Annotated in this window: 26 protein-coding genes and 1 pseudogene; 11 read left to right on the top strand and 16 right to left on the bottom strand. The window is 59.5% G+C overall.

Translation table 11 applies throughout. The features are described from left to right. Positions 1–34 precede the first annotated feature (34 nt). Positions 35–598 (top strand): elongation factor P, encoded by a 564-nt coding sequence (gene efp, locus M3P88_RS14805; RefSeq protein WP_124734448.1) that lies wholly within the window; start codon positions 35–37, stop codon positions 596–598. Positions 599–699: 101 nt separating this feature from the next. On the opposite strand, the gene M3P88_RS14800 is transcribed toward efp, so the two are convergent. Beyond that, complete coding sequence (locus M3P88_RS14800; protein ID WP_249616762.1) at positions 700–2,121, bottom strand: basic amino acid/polyamine antiporter; 1,422 nt, start codon at positions 2,119–2,121, stop codon at positions 700–702. A gap of 79 nt (positions 2,122–2,200) precedes the next feature. Then, positions 2,201–2,962 (bottom strand): dimethylargininase, encoded by a 762-nt coding sequence (ddaH, locus tag M3P88_RS14795; protein WP_249616761.1) that lies wholly within the window; start codon positions 2,960–2,962, stop codon positions 2,201–2,203. Positions 2,963–3,246: 284 nt separating this feature from the next. Here ddaH and M3P88_RS14790 point away from each other — a divergent pair, with 284 nt between their 5' ends. Beyond that, entirely contained in the window at positions 3,247–4,596 is a 1,350-nt protein-coding gene (locus M3P88_RS14790) for a sigma-54 interaction domain-containing protein (RefSeq protein WP_249616760.1), read from the top strand. Between the two features lie 179 nt (positions 4,597–4,775). Beyond that, on the top strand, positions 4,776–5,378 hold the full coding sequence (locus M3P88_RS14785) for a DUF924 family protein (protein WP_249616759.1): 603 nt from the start codon (positions 4,776–4,778) through the stop codon (positions 5,376–5,378). A 151-nt stretch (positions 5,379–5,529) separates the two neighbouring features. Here M3P88_RS14785 and M3P88_RS14780 read toward each other — a convergent pair whose 3' ends face one another. From M3P88_RS14780 to M3P88_RS14770, 3 genes are all read right to left on the bottom strand, one after another. After that, complete coding sequence (locus M3P88_RS14780; RefSeq protein WP_249616758.1) at positions 5,530–6,048, bottom strand: hypothetical protein; 519 nt, start codon at positions 6,046–6,048, stop codon at positions 5,530–5,532. A 79-nt stretch (positions 6,049–6,127) separates the two neighbouring features. Beyond that, the gene (locus M3P88_RS14775) at positions 6,128–6,547 is read right to left on the bottom strand and encodes a hypothetical protein (RefSeq protein WP_249616757.1); all 420 of its coding nucleotides are present in this window, start codon (positions 6,545–6,547) and stop codon (positions 6,128–6,130) included. A 475-nt stretch (positions 6,548–7,022) separates the two neighbouring features. Further along, entirely contained in the window at positions 7,023–8,303 is a 1,281-nt protein-coding gene (locus tag M3P88_RS14770) for a ferredoxin reductase family protein (protein WP_249616756.1), read from the bottom strand. 249 nt (positions 8,304–8,552) lie between these two features. Between M3P88_RS14770 and M3P88_RS14765 the strand changes: the two genes are divergently transcribed. Then, positions 8,553–9,350: a SprT-like domain-containing protein gene (locus M3P88_RS14765; protein WP_249616755.1), complete on the top strand. Its 798-nt coding sequence runs from the start codon at positions 8,553–8,555 to the stop codon at positions 9,348–9,350. Here M3P88_RS14765 and M3P88_RS14760 read toward each other — a convergent pair. From M3P88_RS14760 to M3P88_RS14750, 3 genes and pseudogenes are all read right to left on the bottom strand, one after another. Continuing rightward, a complete protein-coding gene (locus tag M3P88_RS14760) occupies positions 9,347–9,802 on the bottom strand; it encodes a hypothetical protein (protein WP_249616754.1) in 456 nt (151 codons plus the stop codon). The two genes, M3P88_RS14765 and M3P88_RS14760, sit on opposite strands and share 4 nt — an antisense overlap. A 109-nt stretch (positions 9,803–9,911) precedes the next feature. Continuing rightward, complete coding sequence (locus M3P88_RS14755; RefSeq protein WP_249616753.1) at positions 9,912–10,985, bottom strand: calcium:cation antiporter; 1,074 nt, start codon at positions 10,983–10,985, stop codon at positions 9,912–9,914. A gap of 253 nt (positions 10,986–11,238) precedes the next feature. Beyond that, a pseudogene (locus M3P88_RS14750) lies at positions 11,239–11,481 on the bottom strand (IS5/IS1182 family transposase); the annotation flags it as partial. A 185-nt stretch (positions 11,482–11,666) separates the two neighbouring features. On the opposite strand from M3P88_RS14750, the gene M3P88_RS14745 reads away from it, so the two are divergent. Next, the gene (locus M3P88_RS14745; RefSeq protein WP_249616752.1) at positions 11,667–13,853 is read left to right on the top strand and encodes a YncE family protein; all 2,187 of its coding nucleotides are present in this window, start codon (positions 11,667–11,669) and stop codon (positions 13,851–13,853) included. 187 nt (positions 13,854–14,040) lie between these two features. On the opposite strand, the gene M3P88_RS15980 is transcribed toward M3P88_RS14745, so the two are convergent. Together M3P88_RS15980 and M3P88_RS14740 are read right to left on the bottom strand one after the other, a co-directional pair. Further along, positions 14,041–14,169, bottom strand: coding sequence for a hypothetical protein (locus M3P88_RS15980; protein ID WP_283773234.1), 129 nt, complete (start codon positions 14,167–14,169; stop codon positions 14,041–14,043). Between the two features lie 185 nt (positions 14,170–14,354). Beyond that, complete coding sequence (locus M3P88_RS14740; RefSeq protein WP_249616751.1) at positions 14,355–14,813, bottom strand: NrsF family protein; 459 nt, start codon at positions 14,811–14,813, stop codon at positions 14,355–14,357. Between M3P88_RS14740 and M3P88_RS14735 the strand changes: the two genes are divergently transcribed. Further along, positions 14,773–15,534: an MbnB/TglH/ChrH family RiPP precursor modification enzyme gene (locus M3P88_RS14735; protein ID WP_249616750.1), complete on the top strand. Its 762-nt coding sequence runs from the start codon at positions 14,773–14,775 to the stop codon at positions 15,532–15,534. The genes M3P88_RS14740 and M3P88_RS14735 overlap by 41 nt on opposite strands. Further along, the gene (locus M3P88_RS14730) at positions 15,473–15,931 is read left to right on the top strand and encodes a DoxX family protein (RefSeq protein WP_249616749.1); all 459 of its coding nucleotides are present in this window, start codon (positions 15,473–15,475) and stop codon (positions 15,929–15,931) included. The genes M3P88_RS14735 and M3P88_RS14730 overlap by 62 nt, the downstream gene beginning before the upstream one ends. Before the next feature lie 4 nt (positions 15,932–15,935). On the opposite strand, the gene M3P88_RS14725 is transcribed toward M3P88_RS14730, so the two are convergent. Continuing rightward, positions 15,936–17,837 (bottom strand): B12-binding domain-containing radical SAM protein, encoded by a 1,902-nt coding sequence (locus M3P88_RS14725; protein WP_249616793.1) that lies wholly within the window; start codon positions 17,835–17,837, stop codon positions 15,936–15,938. A 142-nt stretch (positions 17,838–17,979) separates the two neighbouring features. Here M3P88_RS14725 and M3P88_RS14720 point away from each other — a divergent pair, with 142 nt between their 5' ends. The 3 genes from M3P88_RS14720 to M3P88_RS14710 are packed head-to-tail and all read left to right on the top strand — an operon-like array spanning position 17,980 to position 20,395. Next, the gene (locus tag M3P88_RS14720; RefSeq protein ID WP_249616748.1) at positions 17,980–19,125 is read left to right on the top strand and encodes an S-(hydroxymethyl)glutathione dehydrogenase/class III alcohol dehydrogenase; all 1,146 of its coding nucleotides are present in this window, start codon (positions 17,980–17,982) and stop codon (positions 19,123–19,125) included. Positions 19,126–19,142: 17 nt separating this feature from the next. Continuing rightward, entirely contained in the window at positions 19,143–19,982 is an 840-nt protein-coding gene (gene fghA / locus M3P88_RS14715) for an S-formylglutathione hydrolase (protein ID WP_249616747.1), read from the top strand. After that, the gene (locus M3P88_RS14710) at positions 19,979–20,395 is read left to right on the top strand and encodes a PACE efflux transporter (protein WP_249616746.1); all 417 of its coding nucleotides are present in this window, start codon (positions 19,979–19,981) and stop codon (positions 20,393–20,395) included. The genes fghA and M3P88_RS14710 overlap by 4 nt, the downstream gene beginning before the upstream one ends. Before the next feature lie 27 nt (positions 20,396–20,422). On the opposite strand, the gene M3P88_RS14705 is transcribed toward M3P88_RS14710, so the two are convergent. From M3P88_RS14705 to M3P88_RS14695, 3 genes are all read right to left on the bottom strand, one after another. Then, positions 20,423–21,742 carry an NCS2 family permease gene (locus tag M3P88_RS14705; RefSeq protein ID WP_249616745.1) on the bottom strand — a complete coding sequence of 440 codons (1,320 nt, stop codon included), beginning with the start codon at positions 21,740–21,742 and terminating at the stop codon, positions 20,423–20,425. Beyond that, a complete protein-coding gene (locus M3P88_RS14700; protein ID WP_249616744.1) occupies positions 21,739–22,872 on the bottom strand; it encodes an adenosine deaminase family protein in 1,134 nt (377 codons plus the stop codon). Before M3P88_RS14700 ends, M3P88_RS14705 begins: the two co-directional genes overlap by 4 nt. Positions 22,873–23,016: 144 nt before the next feature. Next, on the bottom strand, positions 23,017–23,910 hold the full coding sequence (locus tag M3P88_RS14695) for a DMT family transporter (RefSeq protein ID WP_249616743.1): 894 nt from the start codon (positions 23,908–23,910) through the stop codon (positions 23,017–23,019). Positions 23,911–23,997: 87 nt separating this feature from the next. On the opposite strand from M3P88_RS14695, the gene M3P88_RS14690 reads away from it, so the two are divergent. Beyond that, the gene (locus tag M3P88_RS14690) at positions 23,998–24,906 is read left to right on the top strand and encodes a LysR family transcriptional regulator (RefSeq protein ID WP_249616742.1); all 909 of its coding nucleotides are present in this window, start codon (positions 23,998–24,000) and stop codon (positions 24,904–24,906) included. Here the strand turns inward: M3P88_RS14690 and M3P88_RS14685 are convergent. Next, the gene (locus M3P88_RS14685; protein ID WP_249616741.1) at positions 24,889–25,818 is read right to left on the bottom strand and encodes a LysR substrate-binding domain-containing protein; all 930 of its coding nucleotides are present in this window, start codon (positions 25,816–25,818) and stop codon (positions 24,889–24,891) included. The two genes, M3P88_RS14690 and M3P88_RS14685, sit on opposite strands and share 18 nt — an antisense overlap. Before the next feature lie 161 nt (positions 25,819–25,979). Next, positions 25,980–26,105 carry a hypothetical protein gene (locus M3P88_RS15975; RefSeq protein WP_268890998.1) on the bottom strand — a complete coding sequence of 42 codons (126 nt, stop codon included), beginning with the start codon at positions 26,103–26,105 and terminating at the stop codon, positions 25,980–25,982. Positions 26,106–26,123: the final 18 nt, after the last annotated feature.

Below are 26,123 nucleotides of genomic sequence, written 5' to 3'. Positions count from 1 at the left end.
CCGAAATCAATTCAAGCTTTGGGAATGTTTAGTCATGAAAACCGCACAGGAACTCCGCGCAGGTAACGTCTTTATGGTCGGCAGCGAGCCGATGGTTGTGCAAAAGGCCGAATACACCAAGTCGGGCCGTAACGCCTCCGTCGTCAAGATGAAGATGAAGAACCTGCTGACCGGCGCAGGTAGCGAAACCGTTTACCGCGCCGACGACAAGTTCGACGTGGTGGTTCTGGACCGCAAGGACTGCACCTACACCTACTTCGCTGACCCGATGTATGTGTTTATGGACACCGAATTCAACCAGTACGAAGTCGAAGCCGACAACCTGGGCGACACCCTGAACTACATCGTTGACGGCATGGAAGACGTTTGCCAGGTCACTTTCTACGACGGCAAAGCCATCTCGGTTGAACTGCCGACGACGGTTGTACGCGAAGTGGAATACACCGAGCCTGCCGTACGCGGCGATACCTCGGGTAAAGTCCTGAAGCCAGCCCGTCTGGCAGGTACCACCTTCGAGATCCCGGTTCCGGCTTTCGTCAACACCGGCGACAAGATCGAAATCGACACCCGTACCAACGAGTTCAAGAAGCGCGCCTGATTGAGCGCTGTGTCAAGCAACGCTTGACCCAAAAAAGCCAGCCGGATTAAGGGCTGGCTTTTTTACGTCTACGCCTGGCAAGAGTGCCCGTGAACCGGTTGTTACAGGCTCAGCGTCCCTTGCGACACCATATACAGCGCGGCAATGGCCAAGGCCAGCACCAGCAAGCCCAGCATGCCCTCCAGCGGATGCGTGAAGAATTTCTCGCCTCGCTCATGCTTGGCCTTGAGGTAAAACGGCAGGCCCAGCGCATACAGAATCATGGACAGCAGCAAAAAGCTCAGGCCGCCGGCGTAGATCAGCCACATACCGTACACCGTACCCAGCGCAGTCAGCCCGACTAGCGTAGCCGACTTGACCTCGGCCTTGAGTGCCAGACGCAGGCCGAAAGCCGCGCACAGCAGGTAGGGGATCAGTGCCATGGACGAGGCCAGCTGGATCAGGATGTTGTAACCGGCATCGTTCAGATGGTTGATCACCAGCACCAGCGAAATCAGGCTATTGGTCAGCCACAGCGCATTGGCCGGCGTGCCGTTCTTGTTGAGCCTGCCGAACGCCTTGGGTGCCGTGTTGTTGTCGCCGCGTGCAGCCAGATACAGCATTTCGCTGGAGATCATGGTCCAGGCCAAGAGTGCGCCGCCGACCGACATCACCAGACCGATATTGATCAGCATCCCGCCCCACGGGCCGACTACATGCCCCAGTACCGCAGCCATCGACGGGTTCTTCATCTGTGCAAGCTCAGGCTGCGACACGACGCCCAACGACAACACCGACACACAGATCAAGAGCAAGATAGTGATCAGAAAACCGAGAATGGTGGCGCGGCTGACGACCGCCATATTCTTGGCGCGGCTGGCGTAAACGGTGGCGCACTCGATGCCGAGGAACACCCACACTGTGTACAGCATGGTGTTTTTCACCTGATCAGCCACACTGCCAAGCTCTGCGCTACCCCAGAAGTCGATCTGGAACACATCGACCCTGAACGCCAGTGCCACGCACAGGATAAAGAGCCCGAGCGGCACGATCTTGGCGATGGTCACCACCATATTGAGAAAGGCGGCTGACTGCACGCCGCGCAGCACGAACACATGCAGCGTCCACAGCACGATCAGGCCGCACGCGAGCGCCGGCAGCGTACTGCCCTCGCCAAAGAAACCCAGCGCATGAAAAGAACCCAGCGCACTAAACATCACCACCAGATAGCCGACATTGCCCACCCATACCGAGATCCAGTAGCCCCAGGCGGCATTAAAGCCCATATAGTCGCCAAAGCCAGTGCGTGCATAGCCGTATACGCCATCCCCGATATCGGGGCGGTTGGTCGACAACCACTGGAAAATGCGCGTTAACGCCAGCATGCCGATAAAGGTGATCACCCAGGCAATCAGAATGGCTCCGGCTCCCGCGCCTTCGGCCATATTTTGCGGCAAACTGAAAATACCGCTGCCGACAATGGCACCCACCACCAGCGCCGTCATCGCCACCACGCCCAATTTCTTGTCTTGTGTTTGAGACATAGGGATTCTTTCTTGGTCACTGAAAAAACAGCCGCGACGCAAGTGCGCGGCGGCTGCCTGCTAGCTCAATAGCCAGAACTCAGAAGCGCAGCGACATGCAGCTCACCCCGCCATCCACCTTGCGGTATTCCGAGGTATCCACCTCGATCACCTCGTAACCGAGCGCGGCGATCTTGGCGGCAGTCTTAGGGTAACCGGAAGGCATGATCACCTTGCCGTTGACCCAGATGCAGTTAGCGGCGTAGATCTCGTCTTCCGGCAACTCGATAATGTTGTACTTCTGGAATTCAGGCTTGGTCAGGAACTCGCCGGCGCACATCAGATTGTTGTTTTCCAGATAGGCGAGGCCGGTCTTCAGGTGCAGCACCTCGTCCATGGTGACGATGGAGCCGGTCATGCCGTACTTTTCCAGAATGGCGATCAGCTGGCGCGCGCCCTCTTCGTTGGTGCGGGCCGAATTGCCGATGTAGTAGTGGTTGCCGACCATCATCACGTCGCCGGCGTCCAGCGTGCCCGGCTCGACGATGCGCTCCACATTCTTGTAGAAGCGGGCCAGGATAGGTGCCATCAGTTCGGCCTCACCACGGCGGCTGTCGGCGCCCGGGCGGGTCACGATACCGCAATGCGGGGTGCACAGTGCCGGATCTTCAACGAACACCGAGTCCGGAAACTCTTCAGCCGGCGGCAGGATGGTGATATCGACGCCGCAGGTCTGCAGCGCGCGGATATAGGCGTTGTGCTGCTCGATCGCCTTCTCGTAGATAGGCTTGCCAAGGTCAGAAGCAGACAGGCCGTCAACCAGGGCGCGGCAAGGGGTGCGGGCGATGATGTGTTTGAACATGGTGTGAGTCCTCAAGATAAAAGTAGGTGTTAGCTAAAAATCGTTCACACCCAGGCTTTAGCGAGAAGCGTGCCAACCATTGCCGGCAATTTGCAATTTTTCACCCCAAATCTGCGACAAAACGCCATGAAACCACCCCAAAAATGGCATCTCATAACCATAAACCAGAGCACAACGCGATGAATATGTCGTAAAATCGACAGACGTCGAAAAACGGACAGACGCCTGCAGCTGCAATGGCAAGGTCTGGCCGCAATGTGTCGAAAACCCGACAAGGAAGCGCAATGGAAGAGATCCAGTGGCTGGTGCTGAGCATGAAAGAGCTGCTCGACACCCTGAACCAGCCTGTCACCATGGTCGACCACCGTGGCCACTTCGTGTATTACAACCGCGCCAGCGCGCGCATGGATGGCGTGGACCCGGCCAATATCCTCGGCCGCCACATCCTCGATGTCAGCCCGTGGCTGAAAACAGAAGACAGCACCTTGCTGCGCTGCCTGTCGCAGCACAGCCGCTTTGTCGACCACTATCAGGCCTATCACGGCAGCGACGGGCGCCAGTTGCACTACCTGCATTCGGCCATGCCGCTGTTCGGCCGCAGCGGCGACGTGATCGGTGCCATCGAGATAGGCCGTACCGTAGACAACCAGCCCTCGGACAACAACGACCCCAGCCCGGTGCCTGATATCGTCGGCCACGACGCACGGTTGCGCCTGCAGATCGACGCCATCGACATCTATGGCCACAGCGAACTGCCGGTACTGATCTACGGTGAAACCGGCACAGGCAAGGAGCTGTTCGCGCGCCGCGCCCATGCCAAAAGCCCGCGCGCACGCGCGCCCATGCTGTGCCTGAACTGTGCGGCTATACCGGAAAACCTGCTGGAAAGTACCCTGTTCGGCACCACCCGTGGCGCATTTACCGGAGCTGAAAACAAGAAGGGGCTGTTTGCGCTGGCCGATGGCGGCACGCTGTTTCTGGATGAAATCAACTCCATGCCGATCGCGCTGCAAAGTAAGCTGCTGCGCGTACTACAGGACGGCAGCTTCCAGCCGCTGGGCAGCCAGCAACCACTGCGCGCCAATGTGCGCCTGATCGCGGCGCTCAACCAGCGCCCGCTGGATGCCATCGCCGCCGGCCGCCTGCGCGAAGACCTGTATTACCGCCTCAACGTCGGCTACATCTTCATCCCGCCGCTACGCGAACGCCGTGGCGACATCGCCCTGCTCGCCCGCCGCTTTGTCGACAAGCACGCAGCCAGCCTCAACCCGGCCATCACCACCTTGTCGGAGGCGGCCATCGCCACGCTGGAAGCCCAGGCTTGGCCTGGCAATGTGCGCGAGCTGGAAAACGTGATCCGCCGCAGCCTGCTGCTGGACAAAAGCGGCAGCACGCTAAGCACCATCGCGCTGATGCAAGACAGCGCATCTGCCGCCGTTCCCGCCCTGCCCCCGGATACGGCGCCGGCAGGCAGCGGCCCGCTCAAGGCGCGTCTGGCGGCACAGGAGTGCCACATCATCACCCAGGCGCTGGCCGCCAACGACAACAAGCTCGCAGCCACCGCCCGCGATCTGGGCCTGCCGCGCACCACGCTGATCTCGCGCATGGCAAGGCTGGGGCTGACCACGCCCTGAAACCGGCGCGGGCGTGATGGGCATGGAGAGAGACGCAGCCGTAAGGGCAGCCCCATCCGTCAACCGCATGTTTCGTGTAGGAGCCCGCGAAGCGGGCGAAACCCGGCTTGCCCATCCAGCTTCTGGCCTGCCATCCTGACAAGGAAAGCCATACTCCCCGCCCACACGCACGAAAGGTCATGATGGAAACCCAAAACAGCCTGCTCGCATTCTGGTTTGGCAAATCAGACGACGACGCCCAGACCGCCAGCACTCACGCCGCGCTGTGGTGGGGCAAGAATCCGGACACCGACGCGGCCATACGCCAGCGCTTCGCACCGCTGCTGCCGGCTGCACGGGCGGGAGAACTGGACAGTTGGCGCGCCACGCCCAAAGGCATGCTGGCGCTGATCCTGCTCACCGACCAGATCCCGCGCAATAGCTATCGCGGCACAGCCGACGCCTTCGCTTTTGACGACATCGCACTGGCCTTGTGCCGGCAAGGCTTGGCCGCAGGGCAAGACCGGGCGCTCCGGCCGATAGAGCGCGTCTTCTTCTACCTGCCGCTGGAACATGCAGAAGATCCAGCACATCAGGCGCACAGTGTGCAGCTATTTCGCGCACTGGCCGATACGGTGCCCACTGCACAGCACGCCGTATTCGAACCCTTTGCCGACTACGCGCTACGCCATCAGGCAGTAATCACCCGCTTCGGCCGCTTTCCGCACCGCAACGCGATACTGGGACGCACATCAAGCGCAGAAGAGATCGCATTCCTCGCCCTGCCCGGCTCGTCGTTCTAGCGGGTGTTGACGTTGCACATGGATGCCATAGGTAGGCATAAGGCGAAGCCCCCATTGCGTATGGGGGCACAGAGGAGTGGCCATGCACGGACTCTCTAACGTTTGAGTTCAGGCCGCGGCCCGTCAGGGCCGTCACGCCGGCTGCGAATTGTTAGAGCCCACCATCCCGCTTTTCTGCCTCCGCATAAGAACGCTCTAACTCTTTTTGAATGAACTCTTCAGTCACTCCGTACTTTTCCCAAAGGGCCATATATACGGGTGTAAGCAACTCGTCGGCCAGCAGGAACAGCTCGATCATTGAGCTTAGCTCCTTAATCATTGCCCTCTTCCCGGCCTCATGAATTAATTCTTCGGCGTTCGCTCGAAAGAAACCATGAGCCAAGAAGTTTCTCTTATCAAGAGCACTCTTCAAAATCGGTTCTAATCCCGGAGGGATAGCAGCCAACTTCTGAGTTGCCTTGAGCAATTGTCCCAGCGTCTTAGCCTCCATTTCCCCAAACGCTGCCTCAAAAATCTCTTGCGTAATGACCTTGGATTTGTCTAGGTTGAGAGCCACCGCCAGATTAATCAGGCTCGCCTCTACAAGATTGGCGTTGTACATAGCCAAACCAAAGAAGGCATAGACTTCCTTGGGGTCATCGAAGTCTGGCGTTGGAATATCCCTCATCATTTCCTCGGGCTCTAACGTTGAAGCTAACCGGCCCACGACGGCATGCCGTTGCGGGTCCGTTTGAGCGATGAGTTAAGCGTCACTGCGTCGAAGACCAAAACTTCAGCATCTGATCAGGAAACTTGCCAGTGAGACTTGTGTAGTTGGAGATTGCGCGCTCCAACATCTCTTCGGCGTCCGACTTCAGGTCGAACTCAAGAGCCTCGTCGCCAGCATAATGCTTAAGTTCATTGCGAGTACGGTTCATCAGGTCGCCAACCAACTTGTCTGTATTCGACAAGGTGTCACCAAAGTGCTTTGCCAGCTTGACGATTGCCTCCTTGAGATTTTCGAACGATGGCTCGAACCCGAGCTTGCGCATCCGCTTACCCAAGATCTCTTCAGCAGCACCCGCAAGCGTGATGCAACTGATGTAGTCGCCGACTGACCACATTTGGAGTGCGGTGAGTAGCTGGTGCTCGGCAATTTCAAGTGCTGAGAGGCGCTGCGGTGGGTTCATATGACGCCTAACGTTTGGTTAATGGGCTGGCTTCAGGGCCCCCGGCGCGACACTGACTGGCGGCACTGCGCGACCGGCGCTAGGTAAGACCAGCAGGCGACGCAGCGGATGATAACATGCAAATTGGGTTGATGATTTGCTATTGGCCATGCCGCCAGCTCATACGCCAGCCACCCTTCCCCGTTAGGCTCGCGCCGGTGAAAAAGGCGCTGGCGAGGTCTTAAGCTGGCCTTTGTTCGAGCGATTTGACAGTAGCAAATCGCGAGTTGGCCAGCGCCTTTTGCGCCGGGGTTTCGCGAGACTTCGGGGGCGTTTGGGATGCAAGGGGCTTGTCGCCACAAGCCCCTGCCCGTTCGTATTCCCTCGCGCCGCTACGCTTGCCGCGCTCGGTCAGCGCAAGCGGCAAGTAAAAAACACGTCCGCACAGCGGACTCCACACTGAAGTCCTTAACGCCTACCTGCCCCCCCCAAAAAATCAACGCATACTGAAAGCTTCGCGATGGAAGGCCGGCGCATGCGGCCGTGCCGCCAGACCACGCGCCAAGGCGTCTCCCATGCCTGCCGGCCCGCAAAACCACACCGCATCGACCTCGGGCAGCATCGCCACATCCAGCCGCGCCCCCTGATCGCTCTCGATCAGGTGCAGGGTCACGCCTGAACGCAGGCAGGCGGCGCGCACCTCATCCAGCGCAGCAGCTTCGGCGCTATTTCTGACGCAGTAATAGAAATCGACTTGCGCCTCGTCGCCGGTCTGGGAGCGTGCCTCCAGCCATGCCAGAAACGGGGTGATGCCGATGCCGCCGGCGACCCAGGCCTGACGCGTGCTGCCGGCGTGATCAAAGCAGCCATACGGCCCTTCCACCTCGATGCCATCCCCAACTTTCAGAATGGATGGCAGAGTGGCGGTGTAATCCCCCAGCGCCTTGATGATGAAGCGCAACTCGCCTCCATCGCGTTCGGCGCTGGCAATAGTGAACGGGTGCGCGCCTTCGCTTGCGTCAAAACTCACCAGTGCAAACTGGCCGGCGCGGTGCCCGGGCCAATCGGCAACGCTGCACAACACTTCCAGCGACTGGCCGGGCAAGGCGTGTACGGCCGTGATCTGGCCCTTGTGGCGGCGCGAACGGCCGATGCGGCCAAACAGCGACCACAGCGCGCTCAGCGTGGTAAACAGCAGCAACAGCGCCAGCAAAGCACCTGCCGGGGTCAGCCACAAGGCCTTGTCGGCCAGCATCAGGCCGTGACCCCCCCCCGCCAGGGCTATCGGTGCAAACAGCTTGTGCGATGGGTGCCAGATGCGATAAGGCAGGGCCTGCAACAGCGCCAGCAGCACCATGCCCAGCATCAGCCAAGCCGCCCACTCCCCCATATCCTTGGCCAGACTGACCAAGGGGTCACGCGCCCCGCCGCCATCGGCACGGCGGATTTTGGGCTCTGCCCATTGCATGGCCACAAACAGCTTGGGAGACAGCTCGATCAGCCAGTGCGCGCCCAGTAGCAGGCCCGAGGCGATGCCGAAGCGCTTGTGCTGGGCATAGAGCTTATCCAGCCCGCCCATCGCGCGCTCCAGCCACAGCGGACGCATGGCCAGCAGCATGGAGCCGGCCATGACCGCCAGCAGCATCACACCACTTTGCAGGCGCAATTGCGAACGCCATGCCCAATAATCGGCAGGCCAGCCGTGCGCCCACACGCTGCATGCGGCATACAGCACGAAGGACACGAGAAGGATAAAGCTCAGCGGGCGCTTGAGCATGATCGGCTTTCATTGAGACTGGATGCTTTCATTAGATCATGCCGGCGCAGGTAATTGCCATGGCATAGGCTGCGCTTTGTTGCAGAATGTTGGTATACGCCGCCAGCTTCACACTTATTAACATGTAGACGGCAAACAGGCGGGCCAGACAGATGCCGGCATGGACAAAGCCGATGGCTACGTCGACAATACCGCCCCTGCTCCCGACACCAGCGGGACCCTTTGCCCATGGATGAAAGGAAAACCCGCATGGCCAGCTCCACCACGCCCAGCCTTGAACTTTACGGCGCGCTACAGGACGCGTTCGACCACTTCAACCGCACGCTGTTTGCCGGCGCACTGCCGCCCTGCCTGATCACGCTCAGGGCACAGCGCACGCGTTACGGCCATCACCAGCATGCGCGCTTTGTCAGCCGCGATGGCGCTTCGCTGGACGAGTTGGCGCTTAATCCCGGTTATTTCGCCCTGCGCCCGGTTGAGACCGTACTCTCTACCCTCGCGCACGAGATGGTGCATCACTGGCAGGAAAATGCCGGTGCGGTCACACCATCCAACCACCACAACCGCGAATGGGCCGAGAAGATGAAGGAAATCGGCCTGATGCCCAGCACCACCGGTGCGCCCGGCGGCGAAGAATCCGGCTCGCGCGTCAGCCACTACATTATCGAGGGCGGACCGTTTGCCAAGGCATGTCAGGCCTTGCTGGACGAAGGCTTTGTCTTGCCGGTATACGACAGGCACGCGCCCGAACCACCCGAGCGGGTACTGGCACGCAGCATGGTGAGTTTCAACGAAAATGCACCGCCGCCACCGGACGGCATGAACGATATCGAGCCCTATCGCCCAGAGCCGGCCGCCGCGCTGAACGAAGCGCCGATGGAAGCGGCCGAGGCAGAGGGCAAGCCCCTGCCCATTGTAGCGCCGCCACCACCGCGCCCGAGCAATCGCTCGCGTCTGGCCTGTCCGCAATGCGGCGCCAGCGCGTGGATTTCCAAGGAAGTGGTCCTGATTTGCGGCAGCTGCGCCGTACCGCTGGAAGCGGTTTAACGACTGGCCGGCGGCGTTTTGCGCTCCAGCCTGTCTTCCAGCTCGCCGATACAGGCAGAAAGGCCATTGCCTGATTCTTCGATGCGCTGGCCAAGCTCGGCCTTGAGCGCTGTATTCTGCTCGGCCAGCTTGGCCAGCTCGGCTTCGAGATAGCTGCGCAGCTCGCTAAAACGCGAGGCCTCGGCTTTGTCGGCCAGCTCGCGATTGGCTTGCAACTCGCGTGCGTGCCGGCGGCCATCGATCAATACCGTACCTTGCAGATAAACGATGTAGACCAGAAACAGCACGGCAAGCAACACCATCAGACCCAGCATCACCACACCCAGCGAAGCCTGAATATCCATAAAGCCCAGCGACAGCGTGCTGGGCGCGGTCACCACCGCCCAGTTCAGCGCCACAAAAACGGCGATCAAGCCCGCCACCACCAGCAATAACAGCGTACGCAATTGCATATCATCCCCAATCATTCAAACAAAGGCTAACAGCGGCTAGCCATGCCTTACCAACAGCTAGCTTAGCAGCCACTGAAGCTGAAACCGGCACAGCACCGATGCCCTGCACTTACGGCGAAATGGCAAAAAACAGAAACGTGGCAAACAGCACCAGATGCACAACGCCCTGCAAAATAGTGGTCTTACCCGTCGCCAGGCTCATGGAGCCCACCAGCAACGTCAGTCCCAACAGCACGGTTTCCTTCATTTCCAAGCCCAGAACCAAGGGCTGGCCTGTCACGACAAAGATAAACGCAACGGCCGGAATGGTCAGTCCAATGGAAGCCAGCCCCGAGCCTAACGCCAGGTTCAAACTGGTCTGCAGACGGTTGGCTCGTGCCGCACGCGTAGCCGCTAAGGCTTCAGGCAACAACACCATCCCCGCGATAATGATGCCGACCACTGCTTGCGGCGCCCCCATCGCACTCACCAGACGCTCGATAGATGGAGACAGTACTTTCGCCAGGCCAACCACTGCGACCAAAGAAACCAACAACAAACCGACACTGCACCAGGCCACCTTATTACTGACCGCCTCGTGATCGCTCTCACTGCTACTTTCATCCAGAAAGTAGTCGCGATGCCTGACCGTCTGGACAAAGACAAAAGCGCCATACAACACCAATGAAACCACGCCGGTAAAGGCGAGCTGCTTGGATGACAGCATATGACCGGGCTCGCTCAGACCGTAGTTGGGCAATACCAGCGTCAACACCGCCATTGACGTCAATACCGCCATTGCGGCACTCACCCCCTGTTGTTGATAGTCCTGCTCGCCATGGCGCAAACCGCCCAGTAGCAGACATAAACCGACAATACCGTTGCAGATAATCATGATGGCTGAAAAAACCGTATCACGCGCCAGCTCCAGCTTGCCTTCTGCGCCAGACAACATCATGGACAGAATCAGCGCGACTTCGATAATGGTCACCGCCAGCGCCAACACCAGCGTGCCAAAAGGCTCGCCGATGCGGTGTGCAATCACCTCGGCATGATGAACCGCAGCAAACACGGCGCCTCCCAAGCACGCGGTCACGGCAAGTAAAAACCAGTTTGCACTGATGCCGGTGAAGGCCATCCCGAGTAGCACACAGGCCAATGACGGGAAAATCCAGCTCCAGCGCGGAAGTTGATTGACTGACATGGTCGACCTCAATTATCTAAATTTCGCTATATTCTAATGCTTTACAGCCTAGTGCGTCTCATTTTCAATCTAAAAAGCATACGCATTCGTTCTGACGAATACGCCGATAAGCACGATGACACCAAGCCATGAACGGTATTTATAGACGTAAAGCAATGCTAAACAATTCACCCCGCAATGCAACGACGGTTTTTTGCCACATTTGGTGAAAAATTGACTGATTTTGTGGTCTGCCACTGCGTTTTGTGAGGCATTTCCTTGTCTGATGCATCTTCACATCCCGCTTTCCCCTCGGTTCTTAGTCGAGAGCGGCACGGTAATCAGTGAGGCATCAACGATGGTGCCCACCCACTGCAACAGCCCCTCCTCGGCCAGACAGGCTAACGAAGATTAATTCGGTCAGCTGATGCGTATCCAGCTGCCGGCGAAACTTCAACAGCCTCGTGGCATCCGGCGCGACATCCCGGGAAAGGTCGATTTCAACAAAGTGGCGGATGCGATGTGCAGACAAGGGTGGACTTGCCGCTATTCAGGCTGCTTGCTCCGATTGTTTGCAATACATTTATTATTATTTTAAATAAAAATATATTGATAATAATCAAAATTTGCAATCGAACGTTGCAAATTACTCGCTATTTATTTAAAATGCATTAATTAGACAGGAATTAAGAGCGTAATATCATGATTAGGTGCAGTTTATTGGCGTTGACTCTGGCCCTTGTTGCCTGCGGTGGAGGGGGGAGCGGCAATGTCAATCAGCCACCGACTGGCGGTGGTGGCGGTGGTGGCGGCGGTGGCGGTGGTGACGGCAGCCAGGTACAGATCGACACCCTTCGTTTCCCTGATATGGCGAAAATGCTGGATGCCGCTTCATTCGACCTGCCTGCGGAGAGCTTCACGCCCCGGGCCCTCGCCTTGCGCGACAATACGCTGTATGTCGCCAATGATTTAGGGGCTGCTTCGATTGAGCGCTATGACTTGGCACAGCAGCGCAAACTGGAGCGGATCGACGGCTTTAACATGGATGGCACATCCGAAGTAATCAAGCGGATGCAGGATTTGTCCATCTACAAGGACCGTCTGTATACGGCCTCGCTATCCTCCAATCGGGTCGATATTTACCAGCTGGATGAGAGCAAGCCCCGCATCGTCATGTCGCTGGGGACGGGAAGCTGGTCTGGCGATGCCAGCAAAGTACTGGTCCACCCCATTGCCGTCGCAGCCAACGAGCAATATGTCTTCGCGGCAGACACTCATAGCCGGATTTCGGTGTGGAAGCAGAGTGATGCGACGCCGGCGAACCACAAGAAGGCCGTCAAGCATGCCTACCTGTCCTTGCCCGGGTGCGGCAGTATCTACTGCGATGTCAAGTTGACGGCACTGGGGGACCGCCTGTTCGCCAATTTCAGCAATGGCGACACCTTGGCTTACGATGTGGCTAACCTGCCGGCATCGACCACGCTGGTGCAGCCCGTCATGAGCCAGAACGGCATCAGCAACAGACTGCACCATGGCGCGGATGGCAAGTTGTATGCGGCCCGTCCCGGAGGAGGCATCGACAGCGTTAACCCCGCCCGCCTACCAGACTCGGGCAGCCAGATCCTGCCCGCACCCGATGAACAGTTCCGCCGAATTCATCTGCAGGGCACTACCGCCGAACAAAATATTGGCAAAGCACGTGATCTTGCCTTCGACGGCGAGCGCCTGGCGATGATCCAGTCGGATCGCCATATCCTGCTTGCACCTTTGCGTCAGGTCATCATGCAAAGCGGCAGCGAGATGGTCAACGCTAACGAGTATCAGGAAGCCACGGTAGCGGCGGACAAACGGACGCTGATGCTGCAAGATGGCGAGAGCTGGGATACCTTGACCAACCCCGATCTGCGCAGCTTCAGGATTGACCGCATTCTGAGCGGCCGTGCGGACAAGCAGGCGCTCCATGTTTCCAGCTACAGTGCCGTGCCGGTCAGCGACTTGCAAATCCAGGCACGCCTCAAAAATGGCGGGCCTTGGTTTGTACTGGGGCGGCTGGATCGCTTACCGGCATTTAGTCAGCTGCAACTGGATGGTAGTGTGCGCGACGCCGTGCGCTACCCGCGTGCCGATGGACAGGGCCATGTCAGCTTCAGCGGCCTGAATGCCAGCCAAATACTGCCCTCCGACTCGTTCGAGGTACGCCTGACTTCCGATACGGACAGCCATGTGCAAAAGCTGGGCAACTTCAAAATGAAGTGGGACATCAGCTTCGGGAAGTACAACGACAGCGACAGCAGCTGGCGGAAGATTAACCCGCTCTATGCGCGCGAGTGGGTGATCATGATCACTAATTTCGCCTACATTCTGAACAGCCCCGAATATGAGCACATCTGGTTCAACCACAAGCAGGTCATGGGGCATGATTTTTATGGCAATACCGGGAATATTGACGCGCCGGGCGGTATTTTCAAGGCCGAGGACTATACCCGATACTGGAATGAAATCATGAACCGTGGCGGGATACGGCTGGGCGTGACTGCGATGGGGGGCGGCCTGGGGGGCGGTGACGTGCTTGGTATTGATACCTGGTTTTTCTATTCCCACTACTTCAATGCCGACATCGGTATTATCGGCCATGAATTTGGCCACCACTTTGGTGGCCATGACAGCGCCTGGGCCAATGAGAGTTTTGGTTTGCAGCGGGCCAATTTGTGGCTGCACCAATACTTCCAGCGCAAAGGGCAGTTGCCGTATATGGATCCTGACCTCAATAAATTCCATCTGGCCCCGAGTGACCAGCTCTACAACGGCATTGACGAGAATATGCGTAAGCCACGTCCTGCCAGCGACGTCAACCGGCTGGAGCACTATTTCGCGGAGAATCCGCTTTAAGAACGTGTTTACGACCTACCGAGCATGACGGCGAAGGAAATGCTGAACAATTCACCCCGCGCTGCAACCGTGGGGTGAATTGGCAAAGACAGGTAAAAAAATAGACTCATTTTGTGGCCTGCCACTGCATTGCTGAGGCATTTCCTTCATATTCCGTTTCCCCGCCATGCATGTGCACATTAAGCAATCAGCGTTGCGCCAGCGCCAGATTAGCGAAGCCAAACAAAGAGAGGCGCCAACCACTAGCACGCGTGTCAAATGGCGCGACTGTCTGCTCCAGCTTCAGCCACGGCGTCACGACTTCGATCTTAGCCAAAAGCCCATCCCGTCGAGTCTGCTTTCTCTGCGCCATATACTCACGTTCAGAAAAACTCGCGTGCCTCGCCATCTAGAACATCCACCTTCAAGCTCTTGCTCTATTCTCGCCTTACGCCACCCTAATGCTTTCGGGCAACAGGATAAATCAGCGTTTCCTTAATTGCAGTACGACCCACACCCAAGCTACCACACCAGCAGGCGTGGGCCGATGATGACACCCAACAAGGCGGGCAGCAGCATGCCGCCCAGATACCATAGCGCCACAAAGGGCAAGGCCAGCTCAGGGCAATGCAGCGTATAGACCAACGCCGCGCCACTGCCGGCCACCAGACCAGCGGCCGCGCCAGCCAGACGCAAGCGCGTAGGCGCCAGTTGCCGCATCACCAGCAACATCCCGCCGCCCGCCGGCAACGACAGCAGCAGAATACTGGGCACACAGCTTTGCCAGCGGCAAACAGCCACAACAGCAATACCGGCAACAGCCCACCCACACGCGCGGCAGGGCGCGACAAGCGAACCGCCAGCAACAGCGAAGGCAACAATAACGACAAGGCAAACAGCGGCTTGACCCAAAATACGGCGCGGGCAGCATCCGCCCCATATGACCGATGGCGGCCCGCGTCTGGCATGGCTAGAACGCATACGCGAGCGCCACCCGCTTGCACTGCATGGTGTCGGGCTGTCACTCGCCGCCGCAAGCGAGCCAGACCCGGCCCACCTCAAGCGACTGGCAAGCCTGGCCGAGCGCGTGCAACCGGCACTCATCTCCGAACACTTGGCATGGTCGGCCTGGCGCGGCCATTGCTGGCCTGATCTGCTGCCCATCATACGCAACCGTGCTTCATTGGCCCGCCTGAGCGCCAATATAGGCAGGCTGCAAGATGCGCTTGGGCGCACCATCGCCATCGAACACCCGGCACATTATCTGCAACTGGAACATGAAATCGGCGAGATCGAGTTTCTGAGCATGCTGAGCGCCCGTAGTGGCTGCCAGTTGCTGGTCGATATCAATAATGTCTATGTCGGCGCCCGCAACCTGGCTTACAGCGCCGACGAGTGGATTGATGCGCTGCCGGTGACGGCAATTGCCGAAATCCATCTGGCCGGCCACAGCACCGATGCGCAGTGGGGCGATGCACTCTTGATAGACTCGCATGACACACCGGTGAGCGAGGCCGTATGGGACTTGTATGCACGGCTACTGGCGCGCAGCGAACCGCGCCCCACCTTACTTGAGCGCGCTTTTGCCTGTCTGCTGGAGGAGCGGGAACGCGCGCACACCCTGACCCAGAAGGCACAGCATGAACCCGCTCACCCTGATTCAACGCGGGCAGGCACGCTACCGCGATCTTGCCCAAGGTAGCAGCCGCCTGATCACGCCATCGTTGATCGCGCTGGCCGCCCGTGTGGGCATCGCGGCTACCTTTTTCTTGTCCGGCCGCACCAAGGTCGAGGGCTGGCTGAGCGTCAGCGACTCCGCCTTGCTGTTATTTCGTGACGAATACCAACTGCCTGTGCTGCCCTACCCCTTGGCGGCACATCTGGCGACCTATGCCGAGCACCTGTTCCCGCTTATGCTGCTGCTCGGGCTATTCACCCGGCTGTCGGCCTTGGCTTTACTGGGGATGACGGTGGTGATTCAGGTTTTTGTCTATCCGGATGCCTGGCTCACCCATCTTACCTGGGCGGCCGCCCTGCTGTACCTGCTGGGGCGCGGCGGCGGCCGGCTAAGTCTGGACCGCACGCTGGGTCTGGATTGAAAGATCAGCCCAGTGCCCGCGCCACAAAATGGCGCGGCACGCGGGTTTTGGGTACGCGTACGCTAAACCAGCGCCGCACTTCCCAATCCAGACCGATGCCGTGCATATAGTTGTACAGCGCCTTGGTCAGCGCCTCGCCCATTAATGCGTGATCGGTGCCGGTCGGGTCGGTGAAGCCGACATCGTTCTTGGCAAAACTGACTTCAGGCAGCGGCAGCAGCTTGATGCCGTATTCTTCCGGATTTTTGCCTACCGGCGAATGCACGGTACAGGCAAAGCGATGGAAAAAGCCGGACTGGATGCAGCCTGCCTCGAATAGCTGGCGCACATACTCCAGTGCATCGACTGTATCCTGTACCGTTTGCGTTGGAAAACCGTACATCAGATAGGCGTGCACCAGCACCCCGGCCTCGGTAAAGTCGCGCGTCACCCGCGCGACCTGATCGACCGACACGCCCTTTTTCATCAGTTTGAGCAGGCGGTCGGATGCGACCTCCAGACCGCCGGACACGGCGATGCAACCGCTTTGCGCCAACAGCTGGCAGAGCTCGGGGCTGAACGATTTTTCAAAGCGGATATTGCCCCACCAGGTAATCGCCACCTTGCGTTTCAACAATTCCAGCGCCAGCGCCTTGAGCATCTTAGGCGGCGCGGCTTCGTCGACAAAATGAAAGCCGCTCTGCCCGGTCTCGGCAATGATGGCCTCGATGCGATCGACCAGCAGCTCGGCCGATGCGGTTTCGTAGCGCGAGATATAGTCGAGCGAGACATCGCAGAAGCTGCACTTTTTCCAGTAGCAGCCATGCGCCACCGTCAGCTTGTTCCAGCGCCCGTCCGACCACAGCCGGTGCATGGGGTTGAGCATGTCCAGCAGGCTCAGATACTGGCGGATAGGCAGGCCATCCCAGGTCGGCGTGCCCGACTCGGCAAACGGCACATCCGGCTCGGGGAAGTTCACATAACGCACGCGCCCCTCGTCGCGCACAAACGTGCGCACCAGACGCTCGCGCGAACGTTTGCCGGCGATATGGTCCAGCAGCGCCAGCAGCGGGCGCTCGCCATCGTCCAGCGTGACAAAATCGAAGTAATCGAAGACCCGCGTTTCTTTCAGCTCGCGCAGTTCGGTATTCACGAAACCGCCGCCCAGCACGGTCTTAATCGCCGGATTGACCGCTTTGATGGTCTGCGCAATACGGAATGCGGCATACACCGAACCGGGAAACGGCACCGATAGCAGCACCACATCCGGCTGATGGCGCGCCAGCGCTTCTGTCACCAGGGACGTCAGGGTAGCATCCACCAGGGTCGGTTTGGCGGCAAGGGCGGCAGCCAAAGGCTCGAAAGTGGGCTGACTCATGGCCAGACGTTCGGCGTAACGCACGAACTCGAAGCGTTCATCGGCCGCATCGCGCAACACATCGGCCAGATCATCCAGATACAGCGTCGCCAGATGGCGCGCACGGTCACTGCTGCCGAGCGCACCGAAGGCCCAGGCCAGCGGATCGGCGTCCGGCTCCTCCGGATCGAAATAGGCATCGATCACCGAAAAACGCTGCCCCTCCGGCAAAAAAGCGCGGCTGGCAATACGGTGGGCGATGGTCGGGTCGGACCCCTGCAAAAAAGCCAGCGCCGGTGCAATCGTTGCGTCGTAAGCATCATACTGCTCAAGAAAATGCCGCACCTGTGCGCTGCGTTTTTTGACCGGCAACTGTTGCGCGGCATCGCGCAAAGCAGCGAGGCCGGGGCGTGAAAAAAGTGCCAGCACCAGCGCCAGCGCCAAGTCTTCTTGTTTGGCGGCAAAACCCTGCTCGCGCAAAAAGCCGGTCAGATAGGCGGTAGACGGGTATGGGGTATTGAGCTGGGTCATCGGCGGGATGATGGACAGCACGCAAGGACGGGTCGGCATAGCGTTCAAGGCAGGTTTCAAATGTCTGGCGCGGCAAGTGCACCGCAAGGCTGGCAAGTGTAGCGCCTGATGCGGCCAAACGCGAAAAATCCGGCAAAAACCCAGCTATGAATGCTGGCGTACTCTCTCTTTTCGGACGATGATGACGCTTAAACCTTCACGCAGGGGAAGTCACATGCTCAAATCACGCGCCGCCATCGCCTGGGCTGCACAACGCCCGCTGGAAATCGAACTGATCGATGTCGAAGGACCGCGCGCCGGCGAAGTCTTGCTGCGCATGGTCGCCAGCGGCGTATGCCACACCGACGCCTACACCCTGTCCGGTGCGGATCCGGAAGGTATTTTCCCGGCCATTCTCGGTCACGAAGGCGGCGCCATCGTCGAAGAAATCGGCGCCGGCGTCACCTCGGTCAAGCCCGGCGATCATGTGATTCCGCTGTATACCCCCGAGTGCGGCCAGTGCAAATACTGCCGCTCGGGCAAGACCAATCTGTGCCAGGCGATACGCGCAACCCAGGGCAAGGGCCTGATGCCGGACGGTAGCAGCCGCTTCTCGTTCAAGGGTCGCCCCATCTACCACTATATGGGCACCTCCACCTTCTCCGAATACACCGTCTTGCCGGAAATCGCCGTCGCCAAAATCAATAAGGCGGCGCCGCTGGAAAAAGTCTGTCTGCTGGGCTGCGGCGTTACCACCGGCATGGGTGCGGTACTCAATACCGCCAAGGTAGAAGCCGGCGCCACCGTGGCGATCTTCGGGCTGGGCGGCATCGGCCTGTCGGCCGTGATCGGTGCGGTCATGGCCGGCGCCAGCCGCATCATCGGCATCGACGTCAACCCCGCCAAATTCGAGATCGCCAGACAGCTGGGCGCGACCGACATCATCAATCCGCTGGACTTTGACCGCCCGATTCAGGAGGTGATCGTCGAGCTGACCGACGGCGGCGTCGACTACTCGTTCGAATGCATAGGCAACGTCAAGGTGATGCGCTCGGCGCTGGAGTGCTGCCATAAAGGCTGGGGCGAATCGGTGATTATCGGGGTTGCCGGTGCCGGCGAGGAAATCGCCACCCGCCCGTTTCAGCTGGTGACCGGCCGCGTCTGGCGCGGTTCGGCCTTTGGCGGCGTACGCGGGCGCAGCGAGCTACCCGACTATGTCGAGCGCTATTTGAAAGGCGAGTTCGAGCTGGATACCTTCATTACCCACACCATGGGTCTGGAAGATATCAATACGGCCTTCGATCTGATGCACGAGGGCAAGAGCATACGCTCGGTGATCCATTTCTGATGCCATCCAGGATAGAGATGAATACCCAACTAAAAAAACTCGCCGACCAACGCTGCTTTGGCGGCAGCCAGCAACGCTGGCGTTACCCGTCAAGCACGCTGGACTGCGAGATGACATTTTCCATCTATTTGCCGCCAGATGCCGGCCCCCACACGCCGGTGCTGTACTGGCTGTCCGGCCTGACCTGTAATGATGAAAACTTCGTGCAAAAGGCCGGCGCCCAGCGCATGGCCGCCCAACTTGGCCTCGCTATCGTCTGCCCCGACACCAGCCCGCGCGGTGATCAGGTGGCGGATGATGGCGCCTGGGATCTGGGGCAAGGTGCCGGCTTTTACCTCAATGCCAGCGCCCTGCCCTGGCAATCGCACTACCGCATGCACGACTATGTGGTGCACGAGTTGCCGGCACTGATATCCAGCCACTTCAAGCTAAGTGAAAGGAAATCCATCAGCGGCCACTCAATGGGCGGGCATGGCGCGCTGGTTTGCGCGCTACGCAACCCCGGCCACTACCGTTCGGTATCGGCCTTCGCCCCCATCTGCCACCCCATGGACTGCCCGTGGGGCATCAAGGCCTTTAGCGCCTATCTGGGTACCGATCAGGACAACTGGCGGGCATGGGATGGGTGCGAACTGATGGCACAGGCAAGCGAGCGCCTGCCGCTACTGATCGACCAGGGAGAAGCCGACGCCTTTCTCGACAGCCAGCTCCACCCGGATGCCCTGCTGACGGCCGCCGGCCATGCCGACTACCCGTTGACGCTGCGCCGGCAAGCAGGCTACGACCATAGCTATTTCTTTATCGCCAGCTTTATCGATGAACATCTGGCCTTTCACGCACAGGCACTGAAAGCATGAAAAGTTGGGAGCGCTGCCTGCATGCCTGCCTGTTCGAAGTCATTGCGCTGGCCATGCTGATCCCTGCGACCAGCTGGATCATGGGCGAAAACCACAGTCTGATGAGCGTGGTGATGATCTCGGTCTCGCTCACCGCGATGGCGTGGAATATTGCCTTCAACTATGTCTTCGACCGACTGGTGCCGGGCGATCGCATCACGCGCAAGCTGCCTATACGCATTGTGCACAGCATCAGCTTCGAAGCCGGCCTGCTGCTGGTCTCGGTGCCGCTGGTGGCCTGGCTGATGAAGTGCAGCCTGTGGCAGGCCTTCTTGCTTGACGCGGGCACGGCGCTATTTTTTCTGGTGTATGCGCTGGCATTTAACTGGCTGTACGACAACCTGCGCGCACGCTGGCAGCAGCAGCCGGCCTAGCCGGTACCGGCTGCCGGCCAGCGGCAGTTAATGCTGCGCCACGATATAAAAGTAGTAAATCATCAACAGCGCAATCAGATACACCGACCAGTGATCCTCGCGCCAGCGCCCGGCGGCCACTTTCAGGAAGGCATACACCAACATGGCCGCCGCGATACCGTTGCCGGCATTGAAGCTGAAGATGCTGATGGCGACGCAGACAAAGGCCGGCAGGTATTCGGTGACATCATCGAAATCGACCTTGCGAATCGACCCCATCATGCTGATGCCGATGAACATCAGCACCGGCGCGGTAGCCGCCGCCGGGATCATGCCGGCCAGCGGCGCGACAAACAGCGTCAGCGCAAAGCACAGCGCCGTCACCACTGCGGTAAAGCCGGTACGCCCGCCCGCCTGCACCCCGGCCGAACTCTCGACATAGGTGGTCAGCACCGGGCAGGAGAAAAATGCGCCCAGGGTGGTGGCACAGGAGTCGACATGGAAGTTGCGGTCTATGCCCGGCAGGTTGCCATTCTTGTCCAGATAGCCCGCCTGCGCCCCCACCCCGAGCAAGGTGCCCAAGGTCGAGAAAAAGTCGGGAATGAAAAAGGCCAGCAAAAAGGGCAGATAGGCCGGACTCAACGCCGCCATCACATCCATATCGAAAGCCAGTGCGCTGAAGTTAGCCGGCAGCGAAATCAGGCTCTCCGGTACGCGCGCCAGACCCAGCGGGATGGCCAGCGCGGTAATCAGCGCAATGGCGAGAATAATGCCGCCGCGTACTTTGCGCGTAGTCAGCCACAGCACCAGAAAAAAGCCGGCGATAGCCAATAGCGTAGGCGGCGCCAGCAGGTCGCCGAACACCAGCACGTTCTTTCTGGCATCGGCCACGATAATGCCGGCCTGTTTGAAACCCAACAGCGCAATAAACAGGCCGATGCCGACCCCGACCGAGACCTTAACCCCGTGCGGAATCACCCGCACCACAAAGTCACGTACGCCAAGGAAGGAAACCAGCATAAACAGCACGCCGCTGATCAGGACGATGCCATTGGCGACCGGCAGCGGCACGCCGCTGCCCAGCAGGGTAAACGAGAAGATCGCCACGCTGCCCAGACCCGGCCCCAGCACAAAGGGACGGTTGGTATAGATGCCCATCGCCAGCGTGGTGATCACCGTCATCAGGATGGTCACGGTCAGCGCCGCATCGAATGGCAGCCCGCCCTTGGCCAGCATACCCGGCACTACCGCCACCATATACGCCATGGTGGCAAAGGTAGTCAGCCCGGCGATGATTTCCTGACGAAAGCCGGTCGCGTTTTCGGCAAAATCGAACCAGCGTGCGATGCGTTGACGGGTGGCGTTCATGCGCCCTCTCCTTGTGTTGGGTAGGTGGCCCGCGGGCGGTAACGGATCAGCTGTTCGGCCGGAATGACGGGCTCGGCCTGCAGGCGGGCACGCAGCGCATCAAACTCGGCCAGCCACGCGGATGCGCACGCGGTCTTGTCCGCCTCATTCATCCAGCTGGCACGCACGCCCAGCGCCAGCATATGGCGCAGGCTGTCCAGATCGAAACCGAACTCCTCCACCATCACCCGGTAGCAATTGGCGGCATCGGTATCATGAATGTGCCAGTCGTCGGTACCCGGAATAATCGACAGGCCCAGTCTGGCCATCTGGCGGATAGGATGCAGCTCGCGCCACTGGCGCACATCCGGCCACTGGCGGTAATAAAAGGTATTGGAAGGAATCACGGTAAAGGGGATGCCCGAGGCGGCATAGCGCGCCGCCAGCGCGGGATTGTCGACAATGGTGTAGCCGTGATCGATGCGGTCCAGCCCGATCAACTCGACGCCGGTTTCGACATTGCGCCAGTGCAGGCCGAATTCGGAACAATGGGCGGTCAGCTTCAGCCCGCCTTGTCGCGCCAGACGATAGGCTTTCCAGAACTGCTCGACCGGCGCATTGCCTTCCCGGTAATCAATGCCGATACCCGGCACACCCGGATGCGGATGGGCAAGCATGGCCTCGACCATCGCCACCGCTTCTTCCGGCGATTTTTCACGGTTGATGGACGGAATCAGGCGGATCACCAGCCCCAATTCAGCCCGAACCTGCTCGATCGCCGACAGCAACGCCGCCGTCACCACCTCGTAAGCCAGCTCGGTATCGGACGGGTTCCAGAAAGTTTCCAGGTAGCGCACACCGCAGGCATGGGCATCGGCGGCCACCTCGCGCAATACCCGCACATAGTCGGCAGGCTCGCGCATCAGGCGATACAGCAGAGTCAGCGCATCAATACCGCCCCGGCTTTCGCCGGTTTCGGCCTGATGGGCGCGGTAATAACACTTGGCTTCGCGCTCGCTCAGGGCGACACCATATTTGTGCGCCAGATCCAGCATGGTCGCCAGACGCACACCGCCTAGCAGATGGTAGTGCAGTTCGACTTTGGGAAAGGCCCGGTAAAAATCGGCCAGCGTCAGCAAGGAAGGATTCATGATCTGCGGTGAGGATGGACGACCCAAGCAATTGTCCGGATCAGGCAGGCGATGTGAAGTGCCAAAAACGGTATGGCCATGCCGGATCGGCATCACCCCCGCCCGGCCCGACACCCGCACCGCAAGCCTGAGGCGAAAGCATGGCTAAACCTCAGCCACAGCAGGCTTGGGGCGGCTGTCTGGCTTGGCACCTGCTTTGCCTGCCAGTGACACCCACAGCGTAGCCAGAAAAATCAATCCGCCCCCGATAGCGCCCTGAAGCGACAGGGTTTCACCCAGCACGGCGCTGGCAAACAAGGCACCGAACAAAGGCTCGCTTCCTGTCAGCACCACCACCCGGGATGGGCTACAGCAGCGCGCAGCCCAATTCTGGACAAAGAAGGCAAACAAAGTACAAAACAGGACCAGATAAGCCAGTGCCAGCCAGAACCCAGGATTAACCGGCAAGGCCGGCAAAGGCTGGCCCTGCCACCACCACAGCAAGGCGCACAAGCTGGCGGCGACACCGGTCTGCAAACCGGTCGCCGCCAGCGAAGACAAACGACTACCAGACAGCAGGCGCTGGCTGAGGCAGACCATCAGTGCACGCAAGATGGCAGCTGCCAGCATCCACGCATCCCCGGCGCCGAACCCCAGCCCGCCACCGACCAGCAGAAATGTGCCCAGGCAGCAAACCAGTGCCGCCAGCAGCATGGAGGCATCCGGCCTGCGCCGCGTAAAAATCCACTCAAGCCAAGGCGTCAGCACAATACACAGACTGATCAGGAAGGCTGCATTGGCAGCACTGGTCAACGCGACGCCCTTGGTCTCGCATACAAAGATCGCCCACAACAATACCCCCAGTGGCAAGCCCACCTGCAGACAGGCACGCCTGTCGTTTTTCAGTGCAGACCAAAGCGCAGGCGTCAGCAGCAGGAAAGTGAACGCGAATCTGAGGGTCAGAAAACCCAGCAGCGGAAACCACAACAAGGCCTGTTTGGTGACGCCATAACTCGTCCCCCAGACCAGCGCCAACATCAGCAACAAGATTTCAGCCATTCCCGCCTCCCATTTAAATTCAAACGGGATTATCTGCCACGACCATTTGCATGATAATCAGCAGTTCCGGAACAGGATTGATGCCCCATGAACAACAATCACCTGAATGAATCCCTGCCCGACATGGCTGTTTTCGTGCGCGTCGTCGATTGCGCCAGTTTTTCCGGCGCTGCACGCACACTGAATCTGACGCCATCGGCCGTCAGCCGCATGATCAGCCGCCTGGAACAGGCATTGGGGATGAGACTGCTGGAACGCACCACCCGCCAATTGCGCTTGAGTGAACACGGCAAAGAAATCTACATACTGTGCAAAGAAATGCTGGCCTCGGCCCAAGCCGCTGTCGACTTGGCACAGCAAGCCGCAGCCCAGCCCGTAGGCACGCTGCGCGTCAGCGCACCCAAGGCCTTCGGCCGGCGGGTACTTCACCCGCTGGTGGCCGGATTTTTGCAGCGCTTCCCCCAGATCAGGCTGCAACTACTCCTGCAGGATGCCAGCCCGCACCCGGTCAAGGATGAAATTGATCTGATGTTGCTGATCAGTGAGACGCCACCCGAAGCGATGGTCGCGCGGCCCTTGATGCAGGTCAGGCAACAACTGTGTGCCTCGACGGCGTATCTGGCTGAGCATGGACACCCCAAACACCCACGGGAACTGGCCAAACACGCCTGCCTGCTGCTGGCCGAGACGCCCGGCGACAATAGCTGGACGCTACGCAAGGGCGAAGAGGAAGTCAGCGTGGCCATAACAGGGCCTTATGCCTGCAATCACAGCGAAGTCAGGCTGGAGGCCATGCTGGACGGGATGGGCATTACCTGCCTGCCATCCTTTATTGCGCATAAAGCACTACAATCCGGCGCCGCGCAGACCATATTGCCGCAATGGGCGTTTATCGGTCCCTATCAGGGCACGGTCTGGCTGATGAATTTACCCAACCGGCGGCTGCCACCCAAATGTCGTGTTTTTATCGACTATCTGTCAGATGCCCTCGCCTGAGCCCTCATGCCATGGCGTCAGCAAACGCCAGCCACCGGTCAGGCGGGTTTCCAGATGCTGCCAGAAAGTTTCGGCCGCAGCGGCCAGACGACCTTGCTGGCGATACAGCCGTACCTGATACGGCACATGCAGGTATTCCGGCACGACGGGACACAGCGTGCCGGCAGCAAGCTGGGGCCGAATCAGCACGTCCGGCAACCAGGCCACCCCCTCGCCGCGCAGCGCCATCTCGGCCAGCAGCTGGCACATCGAGGTTTCAAATACCGGCCGCAGGCTGAGCGCTGCATCGACATTATGCCGGTGCAACAAGCGGGCGCTATAGGCATCGGCGCTGTAGCGCAGATAGGGAACCTGTTGTTCGCGGGGATTGAAAGCCGCCAGGCCATCGGCACCGGGTGCCGACACCAGCAGAAATTCGCCGCTGCCCAGCAACAGGCTGCGATAAGGCGGCTTGAGCAATGCCAGCACATCAAATGCCAGTACAAAATCACACCGCCCCTCGGTCAGCGCAGCCTCGGCTTCATCGACCCGCATGATATCGACGGCAAAACCGTCACCGGACGGTGCCGCATCCGGCGGGGAAATCAAATCCAGCAGCAGGGGTGAAGCCAGTGCATGCGGCGAGGCGATACGGATGGGGTGAAGCAGAGCAGGATCGGCCCCGTTCAGTGCATCCAGCCCCTGCTCCAGCTGCATCACCAGCGAGCGCGCCAGACTATGAAACTGCCGGCCGGCAGCAGTCAGGCTGATAGGCGTCGTGCTGCGATCCACCAGCTGCTGCCCGACGGCCTGCTCCAGCGCCTGGATATGGCGACCAAAGGCCGGCTGGGTAATATGGCGCAGGGCAGCCGCACGCGAAAAATGCCGCACCTCGGCCAGTACCAAAAAATCCTGCAGCCATTTGGTTTCCATGCACCCGCTCCAGATAATAAGGGCGTGAGTGTAAGCAGATTCGGCCAATAAAGCACCGTTGACAAAGCCGCATAAAAGACAGAAGCCATGCCGGCAGCCGTATGTTTACGGGCAGGCATGGCTTCAACAGGCAAGAGCCGCTCGTGGCGACGGTATGCGGTTTAACGCGGAATGATCGGCGCGATACTCAAGGGATGCTTCTTGATCGCCTTGGCGGCTTTCTTTTCTTTGGCGGTCATCGCCGCCGGTTTTTTGGCTTCCTTGGTACTCTGCCTGATTTTGCCCATGATGCTGCTCCTTATAAG

It is taken from the genome of Craterilacuibacter sp. RT1T (assembly GCF_023502145.1).
In the GTDB taxonomy this organism is placed as follows: Bacteria; Pseudomonadota; Gammaproteobacteria; order Burkholderiales; family Chromobacteriaceae; genus Craterilacuibacter.
The sequence above is the reverse complement of the archived record's forward strand: the minus strand, read 5'-3'. Positions and strand labels throughout refer to the sequence as shown.